Source organism: Methylobacterium sp. J-059 (assembly GCF_022829485.1).
Taxonomy (GTDB): domain Bacteria; phylum Pseudomonadota; class Alphaproteobacteria; order Rhizobiales; family Beijerinckiaceae; genus Methylobacterium.
The window spans coordinates 85,355-103,960 of record NZ_JAKSYA010000117.1 but is presented as its reverse complement, the minus strand read 5'-3'; the positions used below and the strand labels follow the sequence as shown (position 1 = coordinate 103,960).

Annotated in this window: 19 protein-coding genes; 15 read left to right on the top strand and 4 right to left on the bottom strand. The window is 71.1% G+C overall.

Annotation, left to right across the window (positions count from 1 at the left end; translation table 11 throughout):
• Positions 1 to 89 precede the first annotated feature (89 nt).
• The 8 genes from MKK55_RS16355 (at position 90) to MKK55_RS16320 (ending at position 8,941) form a co-directional block, all read left to right on the top strand.
• The gene (locus MKK55_RS16355) at positions 90 to 2,843 is read left to right on the top strand and encodes a hybrid sensor histidine kinase/response regulator (RefSeq protein WP_243936414.1); all 2,754 of its coding nucleotides are present in this window, start codon (positions 90 to 92) and stop codon (positions 2,841 to 2,843) included.
• Between the two features lie 89 nt (positions 2,844 to 2,932).
• Positions 2,933 to 3,415 carry a chemotaxis protein CheW gene (locus tag MKK55_RS16350; protein WP_243936411.1) on the top strand — a complete coding sequence of 161 codons (483 nt, stop codon included), beginning with the start codon at positions 2,933 to 2,935 and terminating at the stop codon, positions 3,413 to 3,415.
• A 43-nt stretch (positions 3,416 to 3,458) separates the two neighbouring features.
• Positions 3,459 to 3,851 (top strand): response regulator, encoded by a 393-nt coding sequence (locus MKK55_RS16345; RefSeq protein WP_243936585.1) that lies wholly within the window; start codon positions 3,459 to 3,461, stop codon positions 3,849 to 3,851.
• A 100-nt stretch (positions 3,852 to 3,951) separates the two neighbouring features.
• Positions 3,952 to 5,121, top strand: a complete 1,170-nt coding sequence (gene cheB / locus MKK55_RS16340; protein ID WP_409566076.1) for a chemotaxis-specific protein-glutamate methyltransferase CheB — start codon at positions 3,952 to 3,954, stop codon at positions 5,119 to 5,121.
• Positions 5,118 to 5,993 carry a CheR family methyltransferase gene (locus MKK55_RS16335; RefSeq protein ID WP_147844378.1) on the top strand — a complete coding sequence of 292 codons (876 nt, stop codon included), beginning with the start codon at positions 5,118 to 5,120 and terminating at the stop codon, positions 5,991 to 5,993. The genes cheB and MKK55_RS16335 overlap by 4 nt, the downstream gene beginning before the upstream one ends.
• Positions 5,994 to 6,167: 174 nt before the next feature.
• Positions 6,168 to 6,806 carry a hypothetical protein gene (locus MKK55_RS16330; RefSeq protein WP_243936409.1) on the top strand — a complete coding sequence of 213 codons (639 nt, stop codon included), beginning with the start codon at positions 6,168 to 6,170 and terminating at the stop codon, positions 6,804 to 6,806.
• A gap of 157 nt (positions 6,807 to 6,963) precedes the next feature.
• Positions 6,964 to 7,965 (top strand): asparaginase, encoded by a 1,002-nt coding sequence (locus tag MKK55_RS16325; RefSeq protein ID WP_243936407.1) that lies wholly within the window; start codon positions 6,964 to 6,966, stop codon positions 7,963 to 7,965.
• A gap of 82 nt (positions 7,966 to 8,047) precedes the next feature.
• Positions 8,048 to 8,941 (top strand): 3'(2'),5'-bisphosphate nucleotidase CysQ, encoded by an 894-nt coding sequence (locus tag MKK55_RS16320; protein WP_243936394.1) that lies wholly within the window; start codon positions 8,048 to 8,050, stop codon positions 8,939 to 8,941.
• Here the strand turns inward: MKK55_RS16320 and MKK55_RS16315 are convergent.
• Complete coding sequence (locus MKK55_RS16315) at positions 8,919 to 9,371, bottom strand: YHS domain-containing (seleno)protein (protein ID WP_243935531.1); 453 nt, start codon at positions 9,369 to 9,371, stop codon at positions 8,919 to 8,921. The two genes, MKK55_RS16320 and MKK55_RS16315, sit on opposite strands and share 23 nt — an antisense overlap.
• Before the next feature lie 172 nt (positions 9,372 to 9,543).
• Between MKK55_RS16315 and MKK55_RS16310 the strand changes: the two genes are divergently transcribed.
• From MKK55_RS16310 to lysA, 5 genes are all read left to right on the top strand, one after another.
• Positions 9,544 to 10,200, top strand: a complete 657-nt coding sequence (locus MKK55_RS16310) for a DUF1134 domain-containing protein (protein WP_243936392.1) — start codon at positions 9,544 to 9,546, stop codon at positions 10,198 to 10,200.
• Between the two features lie 199 nt (positions 10,201 to 10,399).
• On the top strand, positions 10,400 to 11,095 hold the full coding sequence (locus tag MKK55_RS16305; protein WP_243936390.1) for a hypothetical protein: 696 nt from the start codon (positions 10,400 to 10,402) through the stop codon (positions 11,093 to 11,095).
• A 130-nt stretch (positions 11,096 to 11,225) separates the two neighbouring features.
• Entirely contained in the window at positions 11,226 to 11,492 is a 267-nt protein-coding gene (locus MKK55_RS16300; RefSeq protein WP_147729929.1) for a 3',5'-cyclic-nucleotide phosphodiesterase, read from the top strand.
• Between the two features lie 132 nt (positions 11,493 to 11,624).
• Positions 11,625 to 11,984 (top strand): LPS translocon maturation chaperone LptM, encoded by a 360-nt coding sequence (gene lptM / locus MKK55_RS16295; protein WP_243936388.1) that lies wholly within the window; start codon positions 11,625 to 11,627, stop codon positions 11,982 to 11,984.
• 133 nt (positions 11,985 to 12,117) lie between these two features.
• On the top strand, positions 12,118 to 13,386 hold the full coding sequence (gene lysA, locus MKK55_RS16290; RefSeq protein WP_243936386.1) for a diaminopimelate decarboxylase: 1,269 nt from the start codon (positions 12,118 to 12,120) through the stop codon (positions 13,384 to 13,386).
• A gap of 15 nt (positions 13,387 to 13,401) precedes the next feature.
• Here lysA and MKK55_RS16285 read toward each other — a convergent pair whose 3' ends face one another.
• Both MKK55_RS16285 and MKK55_RS16280 read right to left on the bottom strand, forming a co-directional pair.
• Positions 13,402 to 14,874 (bottom strand): SulP family inorganic anion transporter, encoded by a 1,473-nt coding sequence (locus MKK55_RS16285; RefSeq protein WP_243936384.1) that lies wholly within the window; start codon positions 14,872 to 14,874, stop codon positions 13,402 to 13,404.
• 222 nt (positions 14,875 to 15,096) lie between these two features.
• A complete protein-coding gene (locus MKK55_RS16280; protein WP_243936382.1) occupies positions 15,097 to 16,140 on the bottom strand; it encodes a threonine aldolase family protein in 1,044 nt (347 codons plus the stop codon).
• A 404-nt stretch (positions 16,141 to 16,544) separates the two neighbouring features.
• On the opposite strand from MKK55_RS16280, the gene rpsU reads away from it, so the two are divergent.
• On the top strand, positions 16,545 to 16,865 hold the full coding sequence (gene rpsU, locus MKK55_RS16275) for a 30S ribosomal protein S21 (protein WP_147725040.1): 321 nt from the start codon (positions 16,545 to 16,547) through the stop codon (positions 16,863 to 16,865).
• Between the two features lie 138 nt (positions 16,866 to 17,003).
• On the opposite strand, the gene MKK55_RS16270 is transcribed toward rpsU, so the two are convergent.
• Positions 17,004 to 17,396: a response regulator gene (locus MKK55_RS16270; RefSeq protein WP_147725038.1), complete on the bottom strand. Its 393-nt coding sequence runs from the start codon at positions 17,394 to 17,396 to the stop codon at positions 17,004 to 17,006.
• A gap of 339 nt (positions 17,397 to 17,735) precedes the next feature.
• Between MKK55_RS16270 and MKK55_RS16265 the strand changes: the two genes are divergently transcribed.
• Positions 17,736 to 18,527: a class II glutamine amidotransferase gene (locus MKK55_RS16265; RefSeq protein ID WP_147858564.1), complete on the top strand. Its 792-nt coding sequence runs from the start codon at positions 17,736 to 17,738 to the stop codon at positions 18,525 to 18,527.
• Positions 18,528 to 18,606 lie beyond the last annotated feature (79 nt).

The window sequence follows — 18,606 nt, the reverse complement described above, 5'->3', positions numbered from 1 at the left end:
AACGGGTCCGAGGAAACGCTTCCCTAACCGCTCGCGCGCCAGGATGCGTCTGCACGAACGTGCGTGCAGACGTGATCCGAGTACCGCCGATGGACGACCTTCTGCGCGAGTTTCTGACTGAGAGCGGCGAGCATCTCGACACCGTCGACACGGAACTCGTCCGGTTCGAGCAGGATCCGAACAACGAGACGATCCTCCGGAATATCTTCCGCCTCGTGCACACCATCAAGGGAACCTGCGGCTTCCTCGGCCTGCCGCGGCTGGAAGCGCTGGCGCATGCCGCCGAGACCCTGATGGGTCGCTTCCGCGACGGTCTCGCGGTGACCAGCCCGGCCGTCAGCCTGATCCTCGCGACGCTCGATCGCCTGAAGCTCATCCTCGCCGACCTCGAAGCCACCGGGACCGAGCCCGCGGGCAGCGACGCCGACCTGATCGAGGCGCTGGAGCGCATGTCGCTCGGCACGCCCGAGGCCGCCGCAGCTCCCGAGCCCAAGATCGCCGAGGCCAAGCTCCCGGAGCTTAAGATTCCGGAGCCGAAGCTGCCCGAGATCGTCGTGCGCGAAAGCAAGCCCGGCGAGGTCTCGCTCGAGGACCTCGAAGCCGCGTTCCTCGCGGCCCCCGGCCCGGACGATGCCCCCTCCGCCTGGATGCCCGAGCCGGCGCCGATCGCTCAGGCACCGGTCGCCCCGGCCCCGATCGCACAGGCATCGGCCGCCGTCGTGCAGGAAGCTCCGGCCCCGCTCGCGAAGGCCCCGGTGTCGGGCGATGCGCCGGCCGAGGCCCCCGAGGGCGGCCTGGCCAAGATGCAGACCATCCGGGTGAACGTCGACACCCTCGAGCACCTGATGACGATGGTGTCCGAGCTGGTGCTGACCCGCAACCAGCTCCTCGAGATCGCGCGCAAGCACGAGGATTCGAGCTACAAGGTCCCGCTGCAGCGGCTCTCCCACGTCACGGCCGAGCTGCAGGAAGGCGTCATGAAGACGCGCATGCAGCCGATCGGCAACGCCTGGCAGAAGCTGCCGCGGGTGGTGCGCGACCTGTCGAGCGAGCTCGGCAAGCAGATCGACCTGGTGATGCTCGGCGCCGAGACCGAGCTCGACCGGCAGGTCCTCGAGGTCATCAAGGACCCGCTGACCCACATGGTCCGGAACTCGGCCGACCACGGCCTCGAATCGACCATGCAGCGGATCTCGGCCGGCAAGCCGGCCCGCGGCTCGATCCGCCTCTCGGCCTACCACGAGGGCGGGACCATCACGATCGAGATCGCCGACGACGGCAAGGGCCTCGATCTCGTCGCGATCCGCAAGAAGGCCGTGGAGCGCGGGATCGCGACCCAGGCCGACGTCGAGCGCATGACCGACGCGCAGGTCGCCAAGTTCATCTTCGACGCCGGGTTCTCCACCGCGGCCGCCGTCACCTCCGTCTCCGGCCGCGGCGTCGGCATGGACGTGGTGAAGACCAACATCGAGACCATCGGCGGCGTGATCGACATCGCCACGCAGAAGGGCGTCGGCACCACCTTCACCATCAAGATCCCGCTGACGCTGGCGATCGTCGCCGCCCTCATCGTCCGGGCCGGCGAGAGCCGCTTCGCGGTGCCGCAGCTCGCGGTGCTCGAGCTGGTGCGGGTCGACGCCACCGCGCAGCAGCGGATCGAGCGCATCAACGACGCGCCGGTGCTGCGCCTGCGCGAGCGGCTGCTGCCGATCGTGACCCTCAAGGGCCTGCTCGGCCAGGACGACACCGGGACCGAGACCGGCTTCGTGGTGGTGGCCCAGGTCGGGCGCCAGCGCTTCGGCATCCTCGTGGACGAGGTCTTCCACACGGAGGAGATCGTCGTGAAGCCGATGTCCTCGAAGCTGCGCCACATCCCGCTGTTCGCCGGCAACACCATCCTCGGCGACGGCGCCGTGGTGCTGATCGTCGACCCGAACGGCATCGCGCGGCAGGTCAGCCAGGGCGCGCAGGGCGGCGGCCCGATCGAGGCCGAGGCCGAGGCGGCCGAGCTCGGCGACCCGAAGACCACGCTCCTCGTGTTCAAGGGCGGCGCCGGCAGCTTCAAGGCGGTTCCGCTGTCGCTCGTCACGCGGCTGGAGGAGATCGACGCCGGCAAGGTCGAATGGCTCGGCGGCCGTCCGCTGATCCAGTATCGCGGCCGGCTGATGCCGTTGGTCCCGGCCGACGAGGCCATCGCGATCCGCACCGAGGGGACGCAGGCGCTGGTGGTGTTCTCCGACGGCGACCGGGCGATGGGCCTCGTGGTCGACGAGATCGTCGACATCGTCGAGGAGCGCCTCGACATCGAGATCGCGGCCGAGCGTTCGGACCTGATCGGGTCGGCGGTGCTGCGCGGCCGCGCCACCGACATCATCAACATCGCCCACTTCCTGCCGCTGGCCTACGACGACTGGGCGCGCGGCGCGAAGGCGGCCTCGGCGAAGACCGCCACGCTGCTGCTCGTGGACGATTCGGCCTTCTTCCGCGACATGCTGAGCCCGGTGCTGAAGGCCGCCGGCTACCGCGTCGTCACGGCGCCCGGTGCCGAGGAGGCGCTCGCCATCCTCCAGGCGGATGCGCGGATCAGCGTCGTGGTGACCGACCTGGAGATGCCGGGCCGCAGCGGCTTCGATCTCGTCGGCGCGATGCGGGCGGGCGACCCGCGGGTCGCCGGCCTCCCGGTGATCGGCCTCACCGGCACCATCGGGGCCGATGCGGTCGAGCGGGCCCGCACCCTCGCGATCAGCGACCTCGTGGCGAAGTTCGACCGCAGCGGCCTCGTCGCGGCGCTCGCCGAGCTCGATGCCGCGCCGAACGCGGCGCTCCGCGCCCACGCCGCCTGAGACCGGCCCGTCCCGACGGTGCCGCGCCGATCCCGGCGCGAACCGACCATTCTGGTTTGACGGCGCCGCGACGCCGGGGAGACACCACCATGCAGGCTGCCAACAGCAACGCCACGGAGGCGGGAACGACCCAGGACTTCGTGACCGTCTTCGTCGGCGACACGATGTTCGGGCTCGCCATAGACCGGGTGCACGACGTGTTCATCCCGGCCGGCGTCACGCCGGTGCCGTTGAGCCCGCCCGAGATCGTGGGCCTGCTGAACCTGCGCGGACGCGTCGTCACCGCGATCTGCCTGCGCCGCCGGCTCGGCCTTCCGGCGTCCGAAGGTGCGGCGCGCATGGCGATCGGCCTGGAGCAGGGCGGCGAGACCTTCGCCCTCGTGGTCGACGGCGTCGGCGAGGTGCTGAAGCTCGGTGTCGAGACGCACGAGCCGGTGCCGATCAACCTGGATGCCCGCTGGCGCGACCTCGCCCTCGGCGTCCATCGCCTCGACGGCCGGCTGCTCGTCATCCTCGACGTCAACGCGCTGCTGGTTTTCGCGTCCGAACACGCCGGCGCGACCGCAGCGTGACGTCGCCGACAGCAAAGAGCCGAGAGGGCAAGACGCCGTGACCATCGCTTCAGCCGAAACCCGCACCTGCCTCGTGGTCGACGATTCCGCCGTGATCCGGAAGGTGGCGCGGCGGATCATCGAGACGCTCGGCTTCGACGTCTCGGAAGCCGAGGACGGCAGCGACGCCCTGCTGCGCTGCGCCGAGGCGATGCCCCAGGTCATCCTGCTCGACTGGAACATGCCGAACATGGACGGCTACGCCTTCCTCCAGGCCCTGCGCCAGCGGCCCGACGGCAACAGCCCGAAGATCCTGTTCTGCACGACCGAGAACGACGTCGGCGCCATCGCCCGGGCCCTCCGGGCGGGCGCGGACGAGTACATCATGAAGCCGTTCGACCGCGACATCCTGACGGCCAAGCTCGAGCAGGTCGGCGTCGTCCAGGCCGCGGCCTGACGCAGGCCCGATCCGGCTGCCCGCGTCGGCTCGGTCGAGCCGGCTGGACCGCGACGTCGAACGACCCCCACTCCCCCATCGTCATTGGGATGCCGAACCCATGCTGGCCGCCAACCCGAGCCTCGCGCCCAAGCCGTGGGCGACCGCGTCCGTGCCGATCAAGGTGCTGATCGCCGACGACTCGGCCGTGGTGCGCGGGCTCGTCGCGCGCTGGATCGGCGAGGCCGGCTTCACCGTCGTCGGCACCGCCTCGAACGGCCGCATCGCCGTGGAGATGATGACGCGGCACGATCCGGACGTGGTGCTGCTCGACATCGACATGCCCGAGCTCGACGGCACCGAGGCGCTGCCGCGCATGCTCGCGGCCAGCCCGACCGTGCAGGTCGTGATGATGTCGACGCTGACGACGCGCAACGCCGACATCTCACTCAAGTGCCTCGCCCTCGGCGCGGTCGACTATCTCGCCAAGCCCGAGAGCAACCGCGGCGTCACCACCTCCGACGCCTTCCGCGCCGACCTCGTGGAGCGGGTGCGGCTGTTCGGCGCCGCCCGCGCCCGCCGCCGCGGCCCGGCGCCGGCCCCGATCGCGCCCGGCGCCGCCCCCTCGCCGATGCCGGCCCCGGCGGCGCCGCGCCCGAGCCCCCCGGTCACCCTGCGCCCGAAGGCCCGCACCGGCCTAGCGCCCCGCGTCCTTCTCGTCGGCGCCTCGACCGGCGGCCCCCGGGCGGTCGGCGAGATGCTCGAGAAGATCGGCGCGGCGACGCTGCGCCGGCTGCCGATCCTGATCGTCCAGCACATGCCGCCGATCTTCACCGCGGTCTTCGCCGAGCACCTCGCCACCCGCACCGGACTCGTCGCGGCCGAGGGCAAGGCCGACGAACGGCTCGAGCCTGGGCGGATCTACGTCGCGCCGGGCGGGCGCCACATGGGCCTGACGGGGGGCGCCGGCCGAGAGCCGGTGATCCGCCTCGACGACGGACCGCCGGTGAACTTCTGCCGGCCGGCCGTCGACGTCCTGTTCAAGGACGCCGCCGCCCTGTTCGGGGGCGCCACCCTCTCCGTCGTGCTCACCGGCATGGGCTCGGACGGCACCCACGGCGCCCGCGCGCTGTGCGAGGCCGGCGGCGCCGTGCTCGCACAGGACGAGGCGACGAGCACCGTCTGGGGCATGCCCGGCAGCATCGCCAAGGCGGGGCTGGCCCAGGCCATCCTGCCGCTTCCCGAGATCGGCCCTGCGCTGCGCGCCATGATCACGGGACAGGCGGCATGACCGAGCTCGAATTCGATTTCCTGCGCGCCTACCTCAAGCAGCGCTCCGGCCTCGCGCTCACCCCCGAGAAGCGCTACCTCGTCGAGAGCCGGCTCACCCCCGTCTGCCGCCGCTTCGGCCTCGCCACGCTGCGCGACCTCGTCGGCACCTTGAAGATCTCGCGCGATTCGTCGATCGAGAAGGCGGTCGTCGAAGCGATGACCACCAACGAGACCTTCTTCTTCCGCGATCGGACGCCGTTCGATCTGTTCCGCGACGTGCTGCTGCCTCAGGCGATGGCGCGCCGTGCCGGCCAGCGCCGGCTGCGCATCTGGTGCGCGGCGGCCTCGACCGGCCAGGAGCCGTATTCGCTCGCGATCCTGCTGCAGGAAGCTGGCGCCAAGCTTGCCGGCTGGCAGGTCGAGATCGTCGCGACGGACCTGTCCACCGAGGTGATCGAGAAGGGCAAGCTCGGGCTCTACAGCCATTTCGAGGTGCAGCGCGGGCTGCCCGTGCAGTGGCTGCTGAAGTACTTCACCCAGATCGGCGAGCAGTGGCAGATCGCCCCGGCCCTGCGCGCGATGATCGATTACCGGCCGCTCAATTTGCTCAACGGCTTCGAGGCGCTCGGCTCCTTCGACGTGATCTACTGCCGCAACGTGCTGATCTACTTCGATACGCCGACCAAGGCCGACATCCTCGGGCGGCTCGCCGAACGGCTCGCACCGGAAGGCGCGCTTCTTCTCGGCGCGGCCGAGACGGTGATCGGCCTGACCGACCGGCTGAGCCCGAACCCGCAGCACCGCGGCCTCTACGGCGTGGCGCAACCGGCCCTGCGCGCGGCGCCTCCGCTCCCCGCCGCGTTCCCGCAATTGCGGGTCGCCGCCCGCTGACTCGGGCGAGCATCACAGTACGATTTACGCTGCGGGAAGAGGGGGGAACGGCCACTCGGCGCCGCTGGAAACATACCGAAACATTAAGGCGAACAGATCCTTAACCGCGGCGTGGGCACTTTGCACACGGACCCGCGGCCGGGCGTTTCCGGCAGCTTCACGGGAAAGCCGCCCATGAGTTCGATCCCCAGCACCACCGCCTCGCAGATCCAGGCGCCGCAGCGCCCGGCGCACGCCCACAAGAACCGGGTCGCCTCCGAGATCGACAGCGAGGCCTCGGCCGGCGCCATCTCCGCGACCGACGCCACCGCGCTCACCAGCGCCCTCGACTCGATCGACGCCAGCCTCAAGTCCGGCGAAACCGCGAACGGTGCCGCGTCGGCATCGTCGAGCACCTCCGCCGCGTCGCGGCTCGACCCGTCCCAGATCAAGAGCCGGATCGACGGCCTGATCGCCGACCAGGTCACCAACGGAACGCTGACCAGCGACCAGGCGGCGACGTTGACGTCGCTGTTCGCCAAGGGAGGCGCGAAAGGCGAGGCAAAGGATGGCGGGGTCGGCGGTGCGGGCGGCCCGCCCCCGGGACCGCCCCTCGGCGCGGCGCCGGACGGCAACGACCTGTCCGATGCGTCGAGCGCGGATCCCGACGCCTCGGCCTCGAGCAGCACCAGCACCGCGTCGACGAGCGATCTGCTGGCGAGCTTCATCAAGCAGCTCCAATCGACGCAGGCGAGCGCGACCGGCTACGCGTCGAGCGGGTCTTCCAGCACGAGCAGCAACGCCTCGGCCCTCGTGTTCGACTTCCGCAGCTGAGCCGCATCGGCGCGCGCGGTGTCGCCATCCTCGGGGCGAGCGAGCCGACACCGCGTCCTCGCCCGGCGCATCGTCCGTCCCCGGCGATGCCGCGAGACAACCACCGGCCTCAGCGGGTAGGACGCGGTCTCGACGCCAAGCGAGCAGGAGCCATTCGATGACGGCAAGGCCGAAGGTCGCGTTCATCGGCACCGGCGGGACGATCTCGTCGCTCGGTCGCGATTCCCTCGACATCCTCGACTACACCGCGACTGGGAACCGCCTGGAGGCGCAGGCGATCCTCGATGCCGTGCCGGAGGTGCGCGCGATCGCCGAGATCGTGCCGGTCGCCTTCCGCGCCGTGCCGAGCCCGGCGATCGGCTTCGCGGAATGGCGCGACCTGGCGACGACCTGCGAACGCCTCGTCGCGGAGCATCGCGACCTCGCCGGCATCGTCATCGGGCATGGCACCGCCACCCTCGAGGAGACCGCCTACGCCCTGAGCCTGACGCTCACCGTCGACGTCCCGGTGGTGCTCGTCGGGTCGCAGCGGCCGATGAGCGCCCTGTCGAGCGACGCTGGGCTCAACCTCGTCGCGGCGATCCGCACGGCGGCGTCGGCGCAGTCCCGCGGGCGCGGCGTCCTCGTCGTCCTCAACGACGAGATCCAGGCGGCACGCGAGGTGACCAAGACCTCGGTCGCCCGGCTCCAGACCTTCCGGACGCCGGATTTCGGGGTGCTCGGCCACGTCGACGGCGCCTCGGTGCAGTACTACCGGCGCTCGGAGCGGAGCCACGCTCCGGGAACGCCCTTCGACATCCGCGCGCTCGAAGCGCTGCCGCGGGTCGACGTGTCCTACGGCTATGCCGACGCGGACGGCACGGCGGTGCGGGCCTTCCTCGCCGCCGGAGCGCGGGGCATCGTCTCGGCGGGGCTGGCGCCGGGCATGACGCCGCCGCGCGAAGCCGACGCCCTCGAGCAGGCCGCCGCCGCCGGCATCGTCGTGGTGCAGTCGACCCGGGCGGGCAGCGGCGTCGTCCCGCTCACCACCCGCCTGAGGGAGCGCGGCATCCTCAGCGCCGACAACCTGACGCCGCAGAAGGCCCGCATCCTGCTCGCGCTCGCCCTGACGGTGACGCGCGAGCCCGCGGAGATCGCGCGGATGTTCGCCACCTACTGAGACGCGTCGGGACGGGCCGAACCCGATTTCGGCCTCCGCCATCGACAAGGATCGGAGGGTGGAGCAAGACGGTGCCATGGCAATGGCGGCATCATCCATCGTCTCCCTTTCCGGGCCGGAACGCGAGCGCATCGCCGCGTACCTGGCCGAGATCGCCTGCGCCGCCGGCGAGATCCTGCTCGGCCACCACGGCAACGACTGCCCGCACGTGCTCAAGGTGGACGGCTCGCCCTCGAGCCATGCCGACCTCGAGGCCGAGCAGCTGATCCTGGCCAAGCTCCTGGAACGGTTCCCGGCGATCCCGGTGGTGGCCGAGGAGACCTGCCACGACGTGCCGCCCGCCGACCGGTTCTTCCTGGTCGACCCCCTGGACGGCACCCGCGACTTCCTCGCCGGTAGCCCGGAATTCGCCGTGTGCATCGCCCTGATCGAGGGCAACCGCCCGGTCGCCGCGGCGCTGGCCGCGCCGGGCGTCGGCCGCGTCTGGCACGCGGGTGTCGCCGCGCACGAGGCGCCGATCGAGGCCGGCCGCCCCGGGCCCTCTCGCGCCGTCCGAACCCGGCCCGAGCCGCGGGACGGGCTGACCGCGCTCGGCAGCCGGCGCCACGGCGATTCCGAGACCGAGGCCTGCCTCGACGCGCTCGGCGTGACATCGCGCCGCGCGGCCGGCTCGGCCCTCAAGTTCGCGCTGATCGCCTCGGGCGAGGCCGACCTCTACGTCCGCTGCGGACCGACCATGGAATGGGACACCGCGGCCGGCGACCACATCCTGACCGCCGCCGGCGGCCGTGTCGTCACCCCCACCGGCCGGCCGATCATCTATGGCCGGCACGCGATGGCCTATCGCAACGGCCCGTTCGCGGCTCTGGGCGATCCGGCGCTCGCCGCCCGGGTCGCGCTTCCCGATCGCGGGCCGATCCTGCGGCCGCGGGAGGGCGCAGCGGTGACGCGGCTCACTCCCGTCCTCCGTCCGTGAGCGGCTGCAGGCTCGGCCAGGACGCCTCCGCCCGCTCCGCCAGCGTGGGGTCCGCCAGCACCCGATCCCGTCGCTCGGCGTTGCGGAACAGGTAAAGGCGCTCCTCGATCACCGCGAAGACCAGCGGATCGGCGTCGACCAGCCGTCCGTCGAGGATGCCGACGACGTCGTATCCGCCCAGCCGCGGCGTGTAGACCGTAGGGTCGCGCAGGTAGGCGGCGCGGTTGGCGGCACCGGCGAACCGCCAGGTCCTGCCGCCGCCGGAAGCCTCGAACGCGGACGAGCCCGCCCGCGGGCCCTTCGGCAGGAAGTAGCTCACCGGGTCGAAGCCCGAGAGCGCGAGCGGGCCGGCGACGGGCGTCTGTCCGATCGCCGGCTCCGCGAGGCCCGCCAGGACGAGGATGGCGCAGTCACGCCGCGTTAACCACATCGTGTCCACCTGTCCCCTAGCTCGCGCCCGGATCGACCGCCGTGCGCTCCGGCGGCAGGTCTGCCGCATGTCCTTGGGGGCGGACGCAAGGCATCGTCCAGGTGCGCATCCAAGTCCAGGCGCGCGATCGCGTCCCATGACGGCGCCGCCTTCAGCGGATCGAGGAGGAACCATGACCACACCCGATTCCCCCCGCACGGCCACCCTGCGGCAGGACGCGCCGACACGCCGCCGCGCCCTGGCCGGCCTGAGCTCGGCCGGGCTCCTCGCCTTGTCGGCGGCCGCGTTCGGCGTTTCCCCGAGCGTGCCGGCCTCCGCCCGCGGCGTCGAGGATCCCGGCGCGCCGGAGACCTTCCGGCCGCGCGAGATCGTCGATTCCGGCCACAAGTTCTTCGGCAGCGTCTCGCGCGGGCTGGCGCTCACGGTGCAGGAGGCGACCAAGCGCTGGGGCGAGCCCAACGGCTACATCCTCGGCCAGGAAGCCTCCGGCGCCATCGTCGGCGGCGTCCGGTACGGCGAGGGCACGCTCTACACCCGCAATGCGGGCCAGCGCCGGATCTACTGGCAGGGCCCGACCCTCGGCTTCGACATCGGCGGCGACGGCGACCGCACCATGATGCTGGTCTACAACCTGCCGGCGGTGAATGGGATCTACCGCCGCTTCGGCGGTGTCGACGGCTCGGCCTACTTCGTCGGCGGCTTCGGCATGACGGCGGTGACCAACGACGGCATCGTCGTGGTTCCGATCCGGACCGGCGTCGGCGCCCGCCTCGGCATCAACGTCGGCTATCTGAAGTTCACCGGCACGCCGACCTGGAACCCGTTCTGACGCGACCGAATCTCGACTTCGCGCCCGCGCGCAAAACCGGTTAGACTGCGCGTCAGCTTCGGCCGGGCATGCTCGGCCCACGGGCACGGCATCCGGGTTCAGCCCCGGTGTCCGGGCTCGTTCTGCGTGTGGTCGCATCGTCGCACGAGCGGGCAGGGTCCGGTCTTGCGGCGGCGCTCAAGGGATCGAGTTCGCCCGCGTGATCGAAACCGTGATGGTCTTCGCCCTCGGCTTCCTGGTGGCGATGCTGTGCGCGCTGCTGGCGCTGCCCGCCGTGAACGCGCGCGCCGCCCGCCTGGCGCGGCGCCGGACGGAGGCGCAGCTGCCGCTGTCCGTCGGAGAGATCGCCGCCGAGAAGGATTTTCTGCGCGCCGAGTTCGCGGTGCGGCAGCGGCGGATGGAGCGTGCCGTCGAGGACGCGCGCACCAAGCGGCAGGCCGACATGGCGGCCCTCGGCAACCGCACCATGGAGGCGGCCGCCCTCGCGCGCGACGTCGCCGCGCGAGACGCCGAGATCGCCGAGGCGCTGGCGCTTCGCGGTCGTCTCGAGAACGAGCTTTCGACCGCGCAGGCCGACGGCTCGTCGAGCCTCGCGACCCTGCTCGCCCTGGAAGAGGCGCATGCCGACCTCCTGGACAGCCTGCTCGCCGCGCGGAACGCCCTCGGCACGGTCGAGGACGTCCCATCCGGCGCGGCGGAGAGCGAGGGCAGCGTGCGCGAAAAGCTCGCGGCCACCGAGGCGGCGCTCGCCAAGGCCGTGTCCGACCGCGGGGAGGCGGTCGAGCGCGAGAATGCGGACCTTCGCCGGCGCATCACCGAGGTGGCCGACACCCTGACGCAGCGCGAGCGCCTTCCGCCGGTGGCGGCCTACGCGATGCGTGCCTCCTCGCACTGAGCGGCTGTCGAGCCACCAAAATCCTAGGGTTGCGGTTGCGAAACCGCGCCGCGATGCCTTGTTTCCACCACGCGATGGCATCATCGCACCGCCATCCCCCCTCTCGATCCGACAGATGGAACGACGCCCTATGGCCTTGAAGCTCATGTCCCTCGCCCTCGCGCTCGGCCTGGCCGTGTCGTTCTCCGCGCCGGCCTCGGCGGCGCCCGAGACCAAGCGCGGCAACGAGACCCTGAAGAAGTACTGCACCGGCGATTACCTGAACTATTGCGGCAACCTCGCCCCCGAGGACCCGAAGCTCGATGCCTGCTTCGAGAAGAACTGGAAGTCGCTGTCCGAGAATTGCCGCCGGGCGATCGACGCCTACGAGGCGACCAACGGCGACAAGAAGGGCTGAACCGCCCGCTCGACCGAGCCGGTTCGGAGCGAGGCTGTGGCGCGCGAACGCTCGCCTCGCGTTCCGGCAACGGCTAAGGTGCGATCCTCCCTCGGGAGGACCGCCCCAGAAGTGCCCGCCGGACCCTCCGCGATGCCGCCCACCCGCGTCCTGACGTTGACCCTCGCCACAGGCCTCGCCGCGCTCGCGCTGGCAGGGTGCGGCCGCCGCGGAGCCCTCGAGCCGCCGAGCGCCTCGGCGACGACGCCGCAACGGAGTGCAGCCCAAGGCACCCCCACGGCGACGGCCGGACCCCGGACCCTTCCGCAGAGCACCGGCCTCGGCGGCGGCACGCCGGAGCCCGATCCGTCCGCGGTCCGCGACGGCGACGAGCTGCCGCCCTCCGCGCTCGCCCCGGCCTCCGGCACGGAGGCGCCGGTCGAGACCGGCCGCGGGGCCAAGCGCGGCTATCGCATCCCGAAGGATCCCTTCATCCTCGATCCGCTGCTGTAGCGCGCCGCTCCCGCGCCGGATCGCACGGCGCCCTCGTCTTCCACCCTGCTCTCCCGCCCCGGGGGAGGCTTCCCCGCGGACGGGATCTCGAGCCGAACGGCGGATCTCGACGCTTCCCGGACACGGCCGAACGATGCACCATTTCCAGGATCGCGATGGACGCCTGCATGCCGAGGACGTCGACCTGACGGCCCTGGCCGAGCGGGTCGGGACGCCGTTCTACTGCTACAGCACCGCCACCCTGGAGCGGCACTTCCACGTCTTCGCCGAGGCGTTCTCGGGCGACGACGCGCTGGTCTGCTTCGCCATGAAGGCGAATTCCAACCAGGCCGTGCTGGCGACGCTCGCCCGGCGGGGTGCCGGCATGGACATCGTCTCCGAGGGCGAGCTGCTCCGCGCGCTTCGGGCCGGGGTCGACGCGCAGAAGATCGTGTTCTCCGGCGTCGGCAAGACCCGCGACGAGATGGCGGCGGCGCTGAAGGCCGGGATCTACTGCTTCAACGTCGAGAGCGAGCCCGAGCTGCTGGCGCTCTCCGAGGTGGCGACCAGCCTCGGGATCGAGGCGCCGGTCTCGATCCGGGTCAATCCCGACATCGACGCGGGCGGCCACGCCAAGATCTCGACGGGCAAGTACGAGAACAAGTTCGGCATCCCGATCACGCGCGCGCCCGCCGTCTACGCCTTGGCGGCGACCCTTCCGAGCCTCGCGATCCACGGCGTCGACATGCATATCGGCAGCCAGATCACCGATCTCGCGCCGTTCGAGAATGCGGCGCGGCTGCTCGCCGGGCTGGCCGGCCGGTTGATCGCCGAGGGCCATCCGATCCGCCACATCGATTTCGGCGGCGGCCTCGGCATCCCCTATCGCGACGACAACGCAGCCCCGCCGGACCCGGCGGCGCTCGCCGCGACGATCCGCCCGCATTTCGCCCCGCTCGGCCTGCGGCCGGTCTTCGAGATCGGCCGGATGATCGCGGGCAATGCCGGCGTCCTGGTCACCCGCGTGGTCTACGTGAAGGAAAGCGAGGGCCGCACCTTCGTCATCGTGGATGCCGCGATGAACGACCTGATCCGGCCGACCCTCTACGAGGCCTATCACGCCCTCCGCCCGGTGGAGGCTCCGGCCGCCGACGCGCCGCGCGTGACGGCGGACGTGGTCGGACCGGTCTGCGAGACCGGCGACTATCTCGCCCTGCAGCGCGAGATGCCGCGGGTCGTCGCCGGCGACCTGATCGCGGTGATGACGGCGGGCGCCTACGGAGCGGTCCAGGCCGGCACCTACAACACCCGCCGCCTCGTGCCCGAGGTGCTGGTCAGCGGTTCGCAGGCGGCGATCGTGCGCCCGCGCCAGAGCTACGACGCGCTGATTGGCCTCGACCAGATGCCCGACTGGCTCGCCTGAGCGCCGGCCGTCGCGTCAGTGTTCCGGTGCTGCCATCGCACCGGGCTTGTCGTGGGTGCCGAGACGTTCGACCAGGGTCGCGCTCGCGCGGTTGAGGCCGACGATCTCGACCGCCCGGCCGTGATGGCGGAACTTCAGCACCACCCGGTCGAGGGCATTGATCGCCGTGATGTCCCAGAAATGCGCCGCCGAAAGGTCGAGCACGATCCGCTCGGCGTCGTCGCGGAAATCGAACGCGCCGTGGAATGCCTCGGCCGTCGCGAAGAACAGCTGCCCGGTGACGACGTAGGTGCGGACCACGCCCTTCCGGCGGCTCTCGACGCGGAAGACGCGGGCGACCTTGCGCGCGAAGAACACGCCCGACAGCAGCACGCCGACGAGGACGCCGCGGGCGAGGTCATGGGTTGCGACCACCACCGCGACGGTGGCGAGCATCACCACGCTGGACGAGCCCGGGTGCCGGGCGAGATCGCGGATCGAGCGCCAGGAGAAGGTCTGGATCGAGACGAAGATCATCACCGCCACCAGCGCCGCCATCGGGATCTGCCGGACGTAGGCGCCGAGCGCGACGATCAGGAACAGCAGGAAGCAGCCCGCCCACAGGCACGACAGGCGACCGCGGGCGCCGGAGGTGACGTTGATCACCGTCTGCCCGATCATGGCGCAGCCGGCCATGCCGCCGAAGAAGCCCGAGACGATGTTGGCGGTGCCCTGGCCGAGGCATTCCCGGCTCTTGTCGCTGCCGGTATCGGTCATCTCGTCGACGATCGCCGCCGTCATCAGCGATTCGAGCAGGCCGACCATGGCGACCGTGGCGGCGTAGGGCAGGATGATCCGCAAGGTCTCGAAGCTCAGCGGGACCTGCGGCGGCAGGAACGAGGGAAGGCTGCTCGGCAGCGCGCCCATGTCGCCGACCGTGCGGATCGGCAGCGCCAGCGCGATCGCGGCGATCGTCAGGACGACGATGCAGATGAGCGGGGAGGGCACCACCCTGGTGAGGCGCGGAAGGCCGTAGATGATCGCCAGCCCGATCGCGACCATCGCGTAGACGGTCGGACCGCGCCCGATCAGCTCGGGCATCTGAGCGAGGAAGATCAGGATCGCGAGGGCATTGACGAAGCCGGTGATCACCGAGCGCGAGACGAAGCGCATCAGGTCGCCCAGCCGCAGCAGGCCGGCGCCGATCTGGATCAGGCCGGCGAGGATCGAGGCGGCCAGCAGGTATTGCAGGCCGTGCTCGCGCACCAGCCCCGCCATCACCAGGGCGGTGGCGCCGGTGGCGGCCGAGATCATCGCCGGCCGTCCGCCGACGATCGCGGTGGTCACCGCGATGCAGAACGAGGCGTAGAGCCCGACCTGCGGATCGACGCCGGCGATGAGCGAGAAGGCGATCGCCTCCGGAATGAGCGCGAGCGCGACGACGGTGCCGGCGAGGAGCTCGCGCGGCACGTGCGGGGCCCATTCGGCCCGCAAGGTTTGAAAGGTCATGCAAAGGATCCGGCCCGCGCCCGCGGAAGGCGGCGTGCGGGCTCATGAGAGACGGGATTTCGACGGGAGACGGTTCGGCGGCCCAAGCACGATGCCCCATGGAAACGGGGACCGCGGGGCGTCGCGCGCGCTACGGCGGCGTCATCGATGACGGGCGAACGTCTGCCGGAACCATGAGACCCTGTTAGACAGCGGCACCCGGCCACGCAACCCGCCGCCCGCTCATGCCGGTGCCGCAGCGACGGCGCGCAGATCCGCAACCAGCTCAGCGACGCGCTCACGCTTCGCGTCCCAGGCGAACATGAACCGGGCTCCACCACCGATGAAGGTGTAGAAGCGCCAGCCCCTGCCGCGCAGGCGTTCCATCGTGTCCGCCGGCATCGCCAGGAACACGGCGTTGGCCTGGACCGGGAACATCGGCGCGATGCCGGGCATGTCCGCGACCGCCGCCGCGAAGTCCTGTGCGCAGGCGTTGCCGTGCGCGGCGTTTCTCAGCCACGCCCCGCTCTCCAGCATCCCGACCCAGGGGGCCGAGAGGAAGCGCATCTTCGAGGCGAGCTGCCCCGCCTGCTTGCAACGATAGCCGAAATCCTCGGCCAGTGCGGCGTCGAAGAATACCACCGCCTCGCCGGCATGCATGCCGTTCTTGGTGCCGCCGAAGCAGAGCACGTCGACGCCCGACCGCCACGTCATGTCCGCCGCGCTGCATCCGAGATGGGCGCAGGCGTTGGCGAAGCGGGCCCCGTCCATGTGCAGCGACAGGCCGAGGTCGCGGCAGGTCGCCGAGATCGCCCGCAACTCGGCGAGGGTGTAGACCTGCCCCGTCTCGGTCGGCTGCGTCACCGTCACCACGCGGACCTTCGGGAAGTGGATGTCCTTGCGGTTGGTGGCGAGCGCCCGGATCGCGTCCGGGGTCAGCTTGCCGCTCTCGGTGCGGACCGTGAGCAGCTTCGAGCCGTTCGAGAAGAACTCCGGCGCGCCGCACTCGTCGGTCTCCACGTGGGCGGCGTCGGCACAGATCACGCTGTGGTAGGAGCGGCAGAGCGCGGCCAGCGCAAGCGCGTTGGCGGCCGTGCCGTTGAAGGCGAAGAACACCTCGCAGCGGCTCTCGAACAGGGTGCGGAAGGCGTTCGCCGCGCGTGCCGTCCAGGCATCCTCGCCGTAGGCCGGCGCATGCCCGGCATTGGCGGCCGCCATCGCCGCCCAGGCTTCCGGGCAGATGCCGGAATAGTTGTCGCTGGCGAATTGCTGCGCGTCGTCGGTCATCGCTGTCTCTCACCCGTCATGAGCGTCCCTTCGCCAGCCCTGCCGGGACGAGTCCGGCCTGGGATGTCATACCCGACTTAGGACGGCATTGCAGGAGCCGGGCCGGATTGCTGCGCCCGGCATGCCCTGTGCGGGCGGACGACGGCTTTCCGCCCTGCGTCCGCGCGGTCACACCGCACGCGGATCGACGTCGCGTCGCCAATCCGGTTGGAACTCGCGGGCGCTTGGTGTAAGAGCCTGCCCAAGGTGCAGATTTGGTGCCGAATCGAGACGGTCCGAACCGCGTCCCGCCCGGGCGATCCCCGGGTCCGGGGCGCTGTCGGTTTCCCGCAACGCTCGCGGGCGTCACGCTGACCGCGCCGACCGAATGCCACGTTCAAACCGGTTCTAGAGGATCCACTCCGTTGCAGGTACTCGTTCGCGATAACAACGTCGATCAGGCGCTCCGCGTCCTCAAGAAGAAGATGCAGCGCGAAGGCATCTTCCGCGAGATGAAGCAGCGCAAGGCCTACGAGAAGCCGTCCGTGCGCAAGGCGCGCGAGAAGGCCGAGGCGGTCCGTCGCGCCCGCAAGCAGGCCCGCAAGACCGCGATCCGCGAGGGCCTGATCGCTGCTCCGAAGCCGAAGCCCCGTTTCGGCGCCGGCGCCCCCCGTCGTCCCGGCTTCCCGTCGATGACCCCGTCCGCTCCGGCCGGCGGCGCTCCGGCGGCTTCCGCCGCCGAGTAAGACGATCCGGGCCGCGAGGCCCGTCGATCGCAATCCTCGAAAAAGGCCCGGCCGCCCTTGCGGTCCGGGCTTTTTTCGTTCGTGAAAGGATTTCGGACGACGCCGCGTGCGCCGTCCTCGTATCTGACCGGAACGCGCTCAGGCGGCGCGGGCGGCTTCCGTCGCATGCTCGGCCTGGACCAGCACGTCGAGGGCGCGCCACGGCTTCTGCATGAACACCGCCTGCGCCGGCATCCTCGCATCGCCGCCGGCATCGTAGCCCGAGGTCACCACCACCCGCACGTCCGGCCAGCGGCGCTCGACGGTGCGGGCGAGCGCGAGCCCATCCATGGCGCCCGGCAGGCGGATATCGGCGAAGAGCAGCGCGACGGTGACGTCGTCGCGCTCCAGGATCGAGATCGCGGCCTCCGCGCTGTCGCAGGCGATCACCCCGAGGTCGGTCTCCTCGAGCACGGCGGCGGCGAGGTTGCGGACCGCGGCATCGTCCTCGACGACGAGGGCGACCGGACAAGGGGAGGGGGCGCGGTCCATGGGACCTCCTTCACGAGATGTTGCGGATGCGGGTTCGATGCCTGACCGGCGACGCGACCTCATGCGTGGGGCGCTGATTCCCGGATGAGCCATGCTGCGCCGTCCGAAGCCGGGTAACAAGAGTCCGAATTCGTCTCAAGCGCATGCCTGCGTTGCGACCGGTTTGGCGAGGATCCGTTCAGGAGCGCACAAACTCCGTGCATGCTGCAGTGCGTTAGCGAACTGTTCATCATCGACAACGAAATGTTACGGTTCGGCGACGGCGCGGCACCGGGCTTGCCCGAGGGCAGACTGGGTGAGGTTCGCGCCAGCGCGATCAGCAAGAGGTTGGCCCCAACCATGTGCCGCTTCCTGGCCTATAGCGGTGAGCCGGTTTTCCTGTCGGACCTCGTCTGCGCGCCGACGCACTCGCTCGTGCATCAATCGTTGCACGCCGAGCAGGGGAAGACCGAGACCAACGGCGACGGCTTCGGCCTCGGCTGGTACGGCGAACGACCGGAGCCGGGCGTCTATCGCGACATCTCGCCCGCCTGGTCGGACGAGAACCTCGTCAACCTGTGCGGGCAGGTCCGCGCCCGGACCTTCTTCGCGCACGTGCGCGCCTCCACCGGGACGGCGACCGCGCGGACCAACTGCCACCCCTTCGTGAACGGCCGGCACCTGTTCATGCACAACGGTCAGATCGGCGGATACCTGCGGATCAAGCGCCGCCTCGAGGCGCTGATCCCGGACGCCCTGTACGACGGGCGTCGCGGCAGCACCGACTCCGAGGCCCTTTTCCTGCTCGCCCTCTCCAACGGCCTTGCCGAGGACCCGATCGGCGCCATGGCCGAGACCTTGGCCACCGTGCGCGACCTGATGAAGGCGGCCGGCATCACCGAGCCGCTGCGCTTCACCGCGCTGCTGACCGACGGCGACGAGCTCATCGCCTATCGGTGGGCCTGCGACGCGCGACCCCCGAGCCTGTACTATCGCCAGACCGAGGCCGGCCTGGTCGTGGTCTCCGAGCCGATCGACGGCGCCAAGGACGGCTGGCAGGTCGTGCCGAAGGGCGGCACGCTGCGCGCGCGCCGCGGCGGCCCCGTCACGGTGAAGGGCCCGGAGCCGGTCAAGCGCAGCATCGCCGCCTGAGCCGGACATCCCGGCCGGTTCGTTCCCGCCGGCGCCTTGCCCCCGGCGGCGTCGAGCGCGACATTGCCTCGGTCGCCGG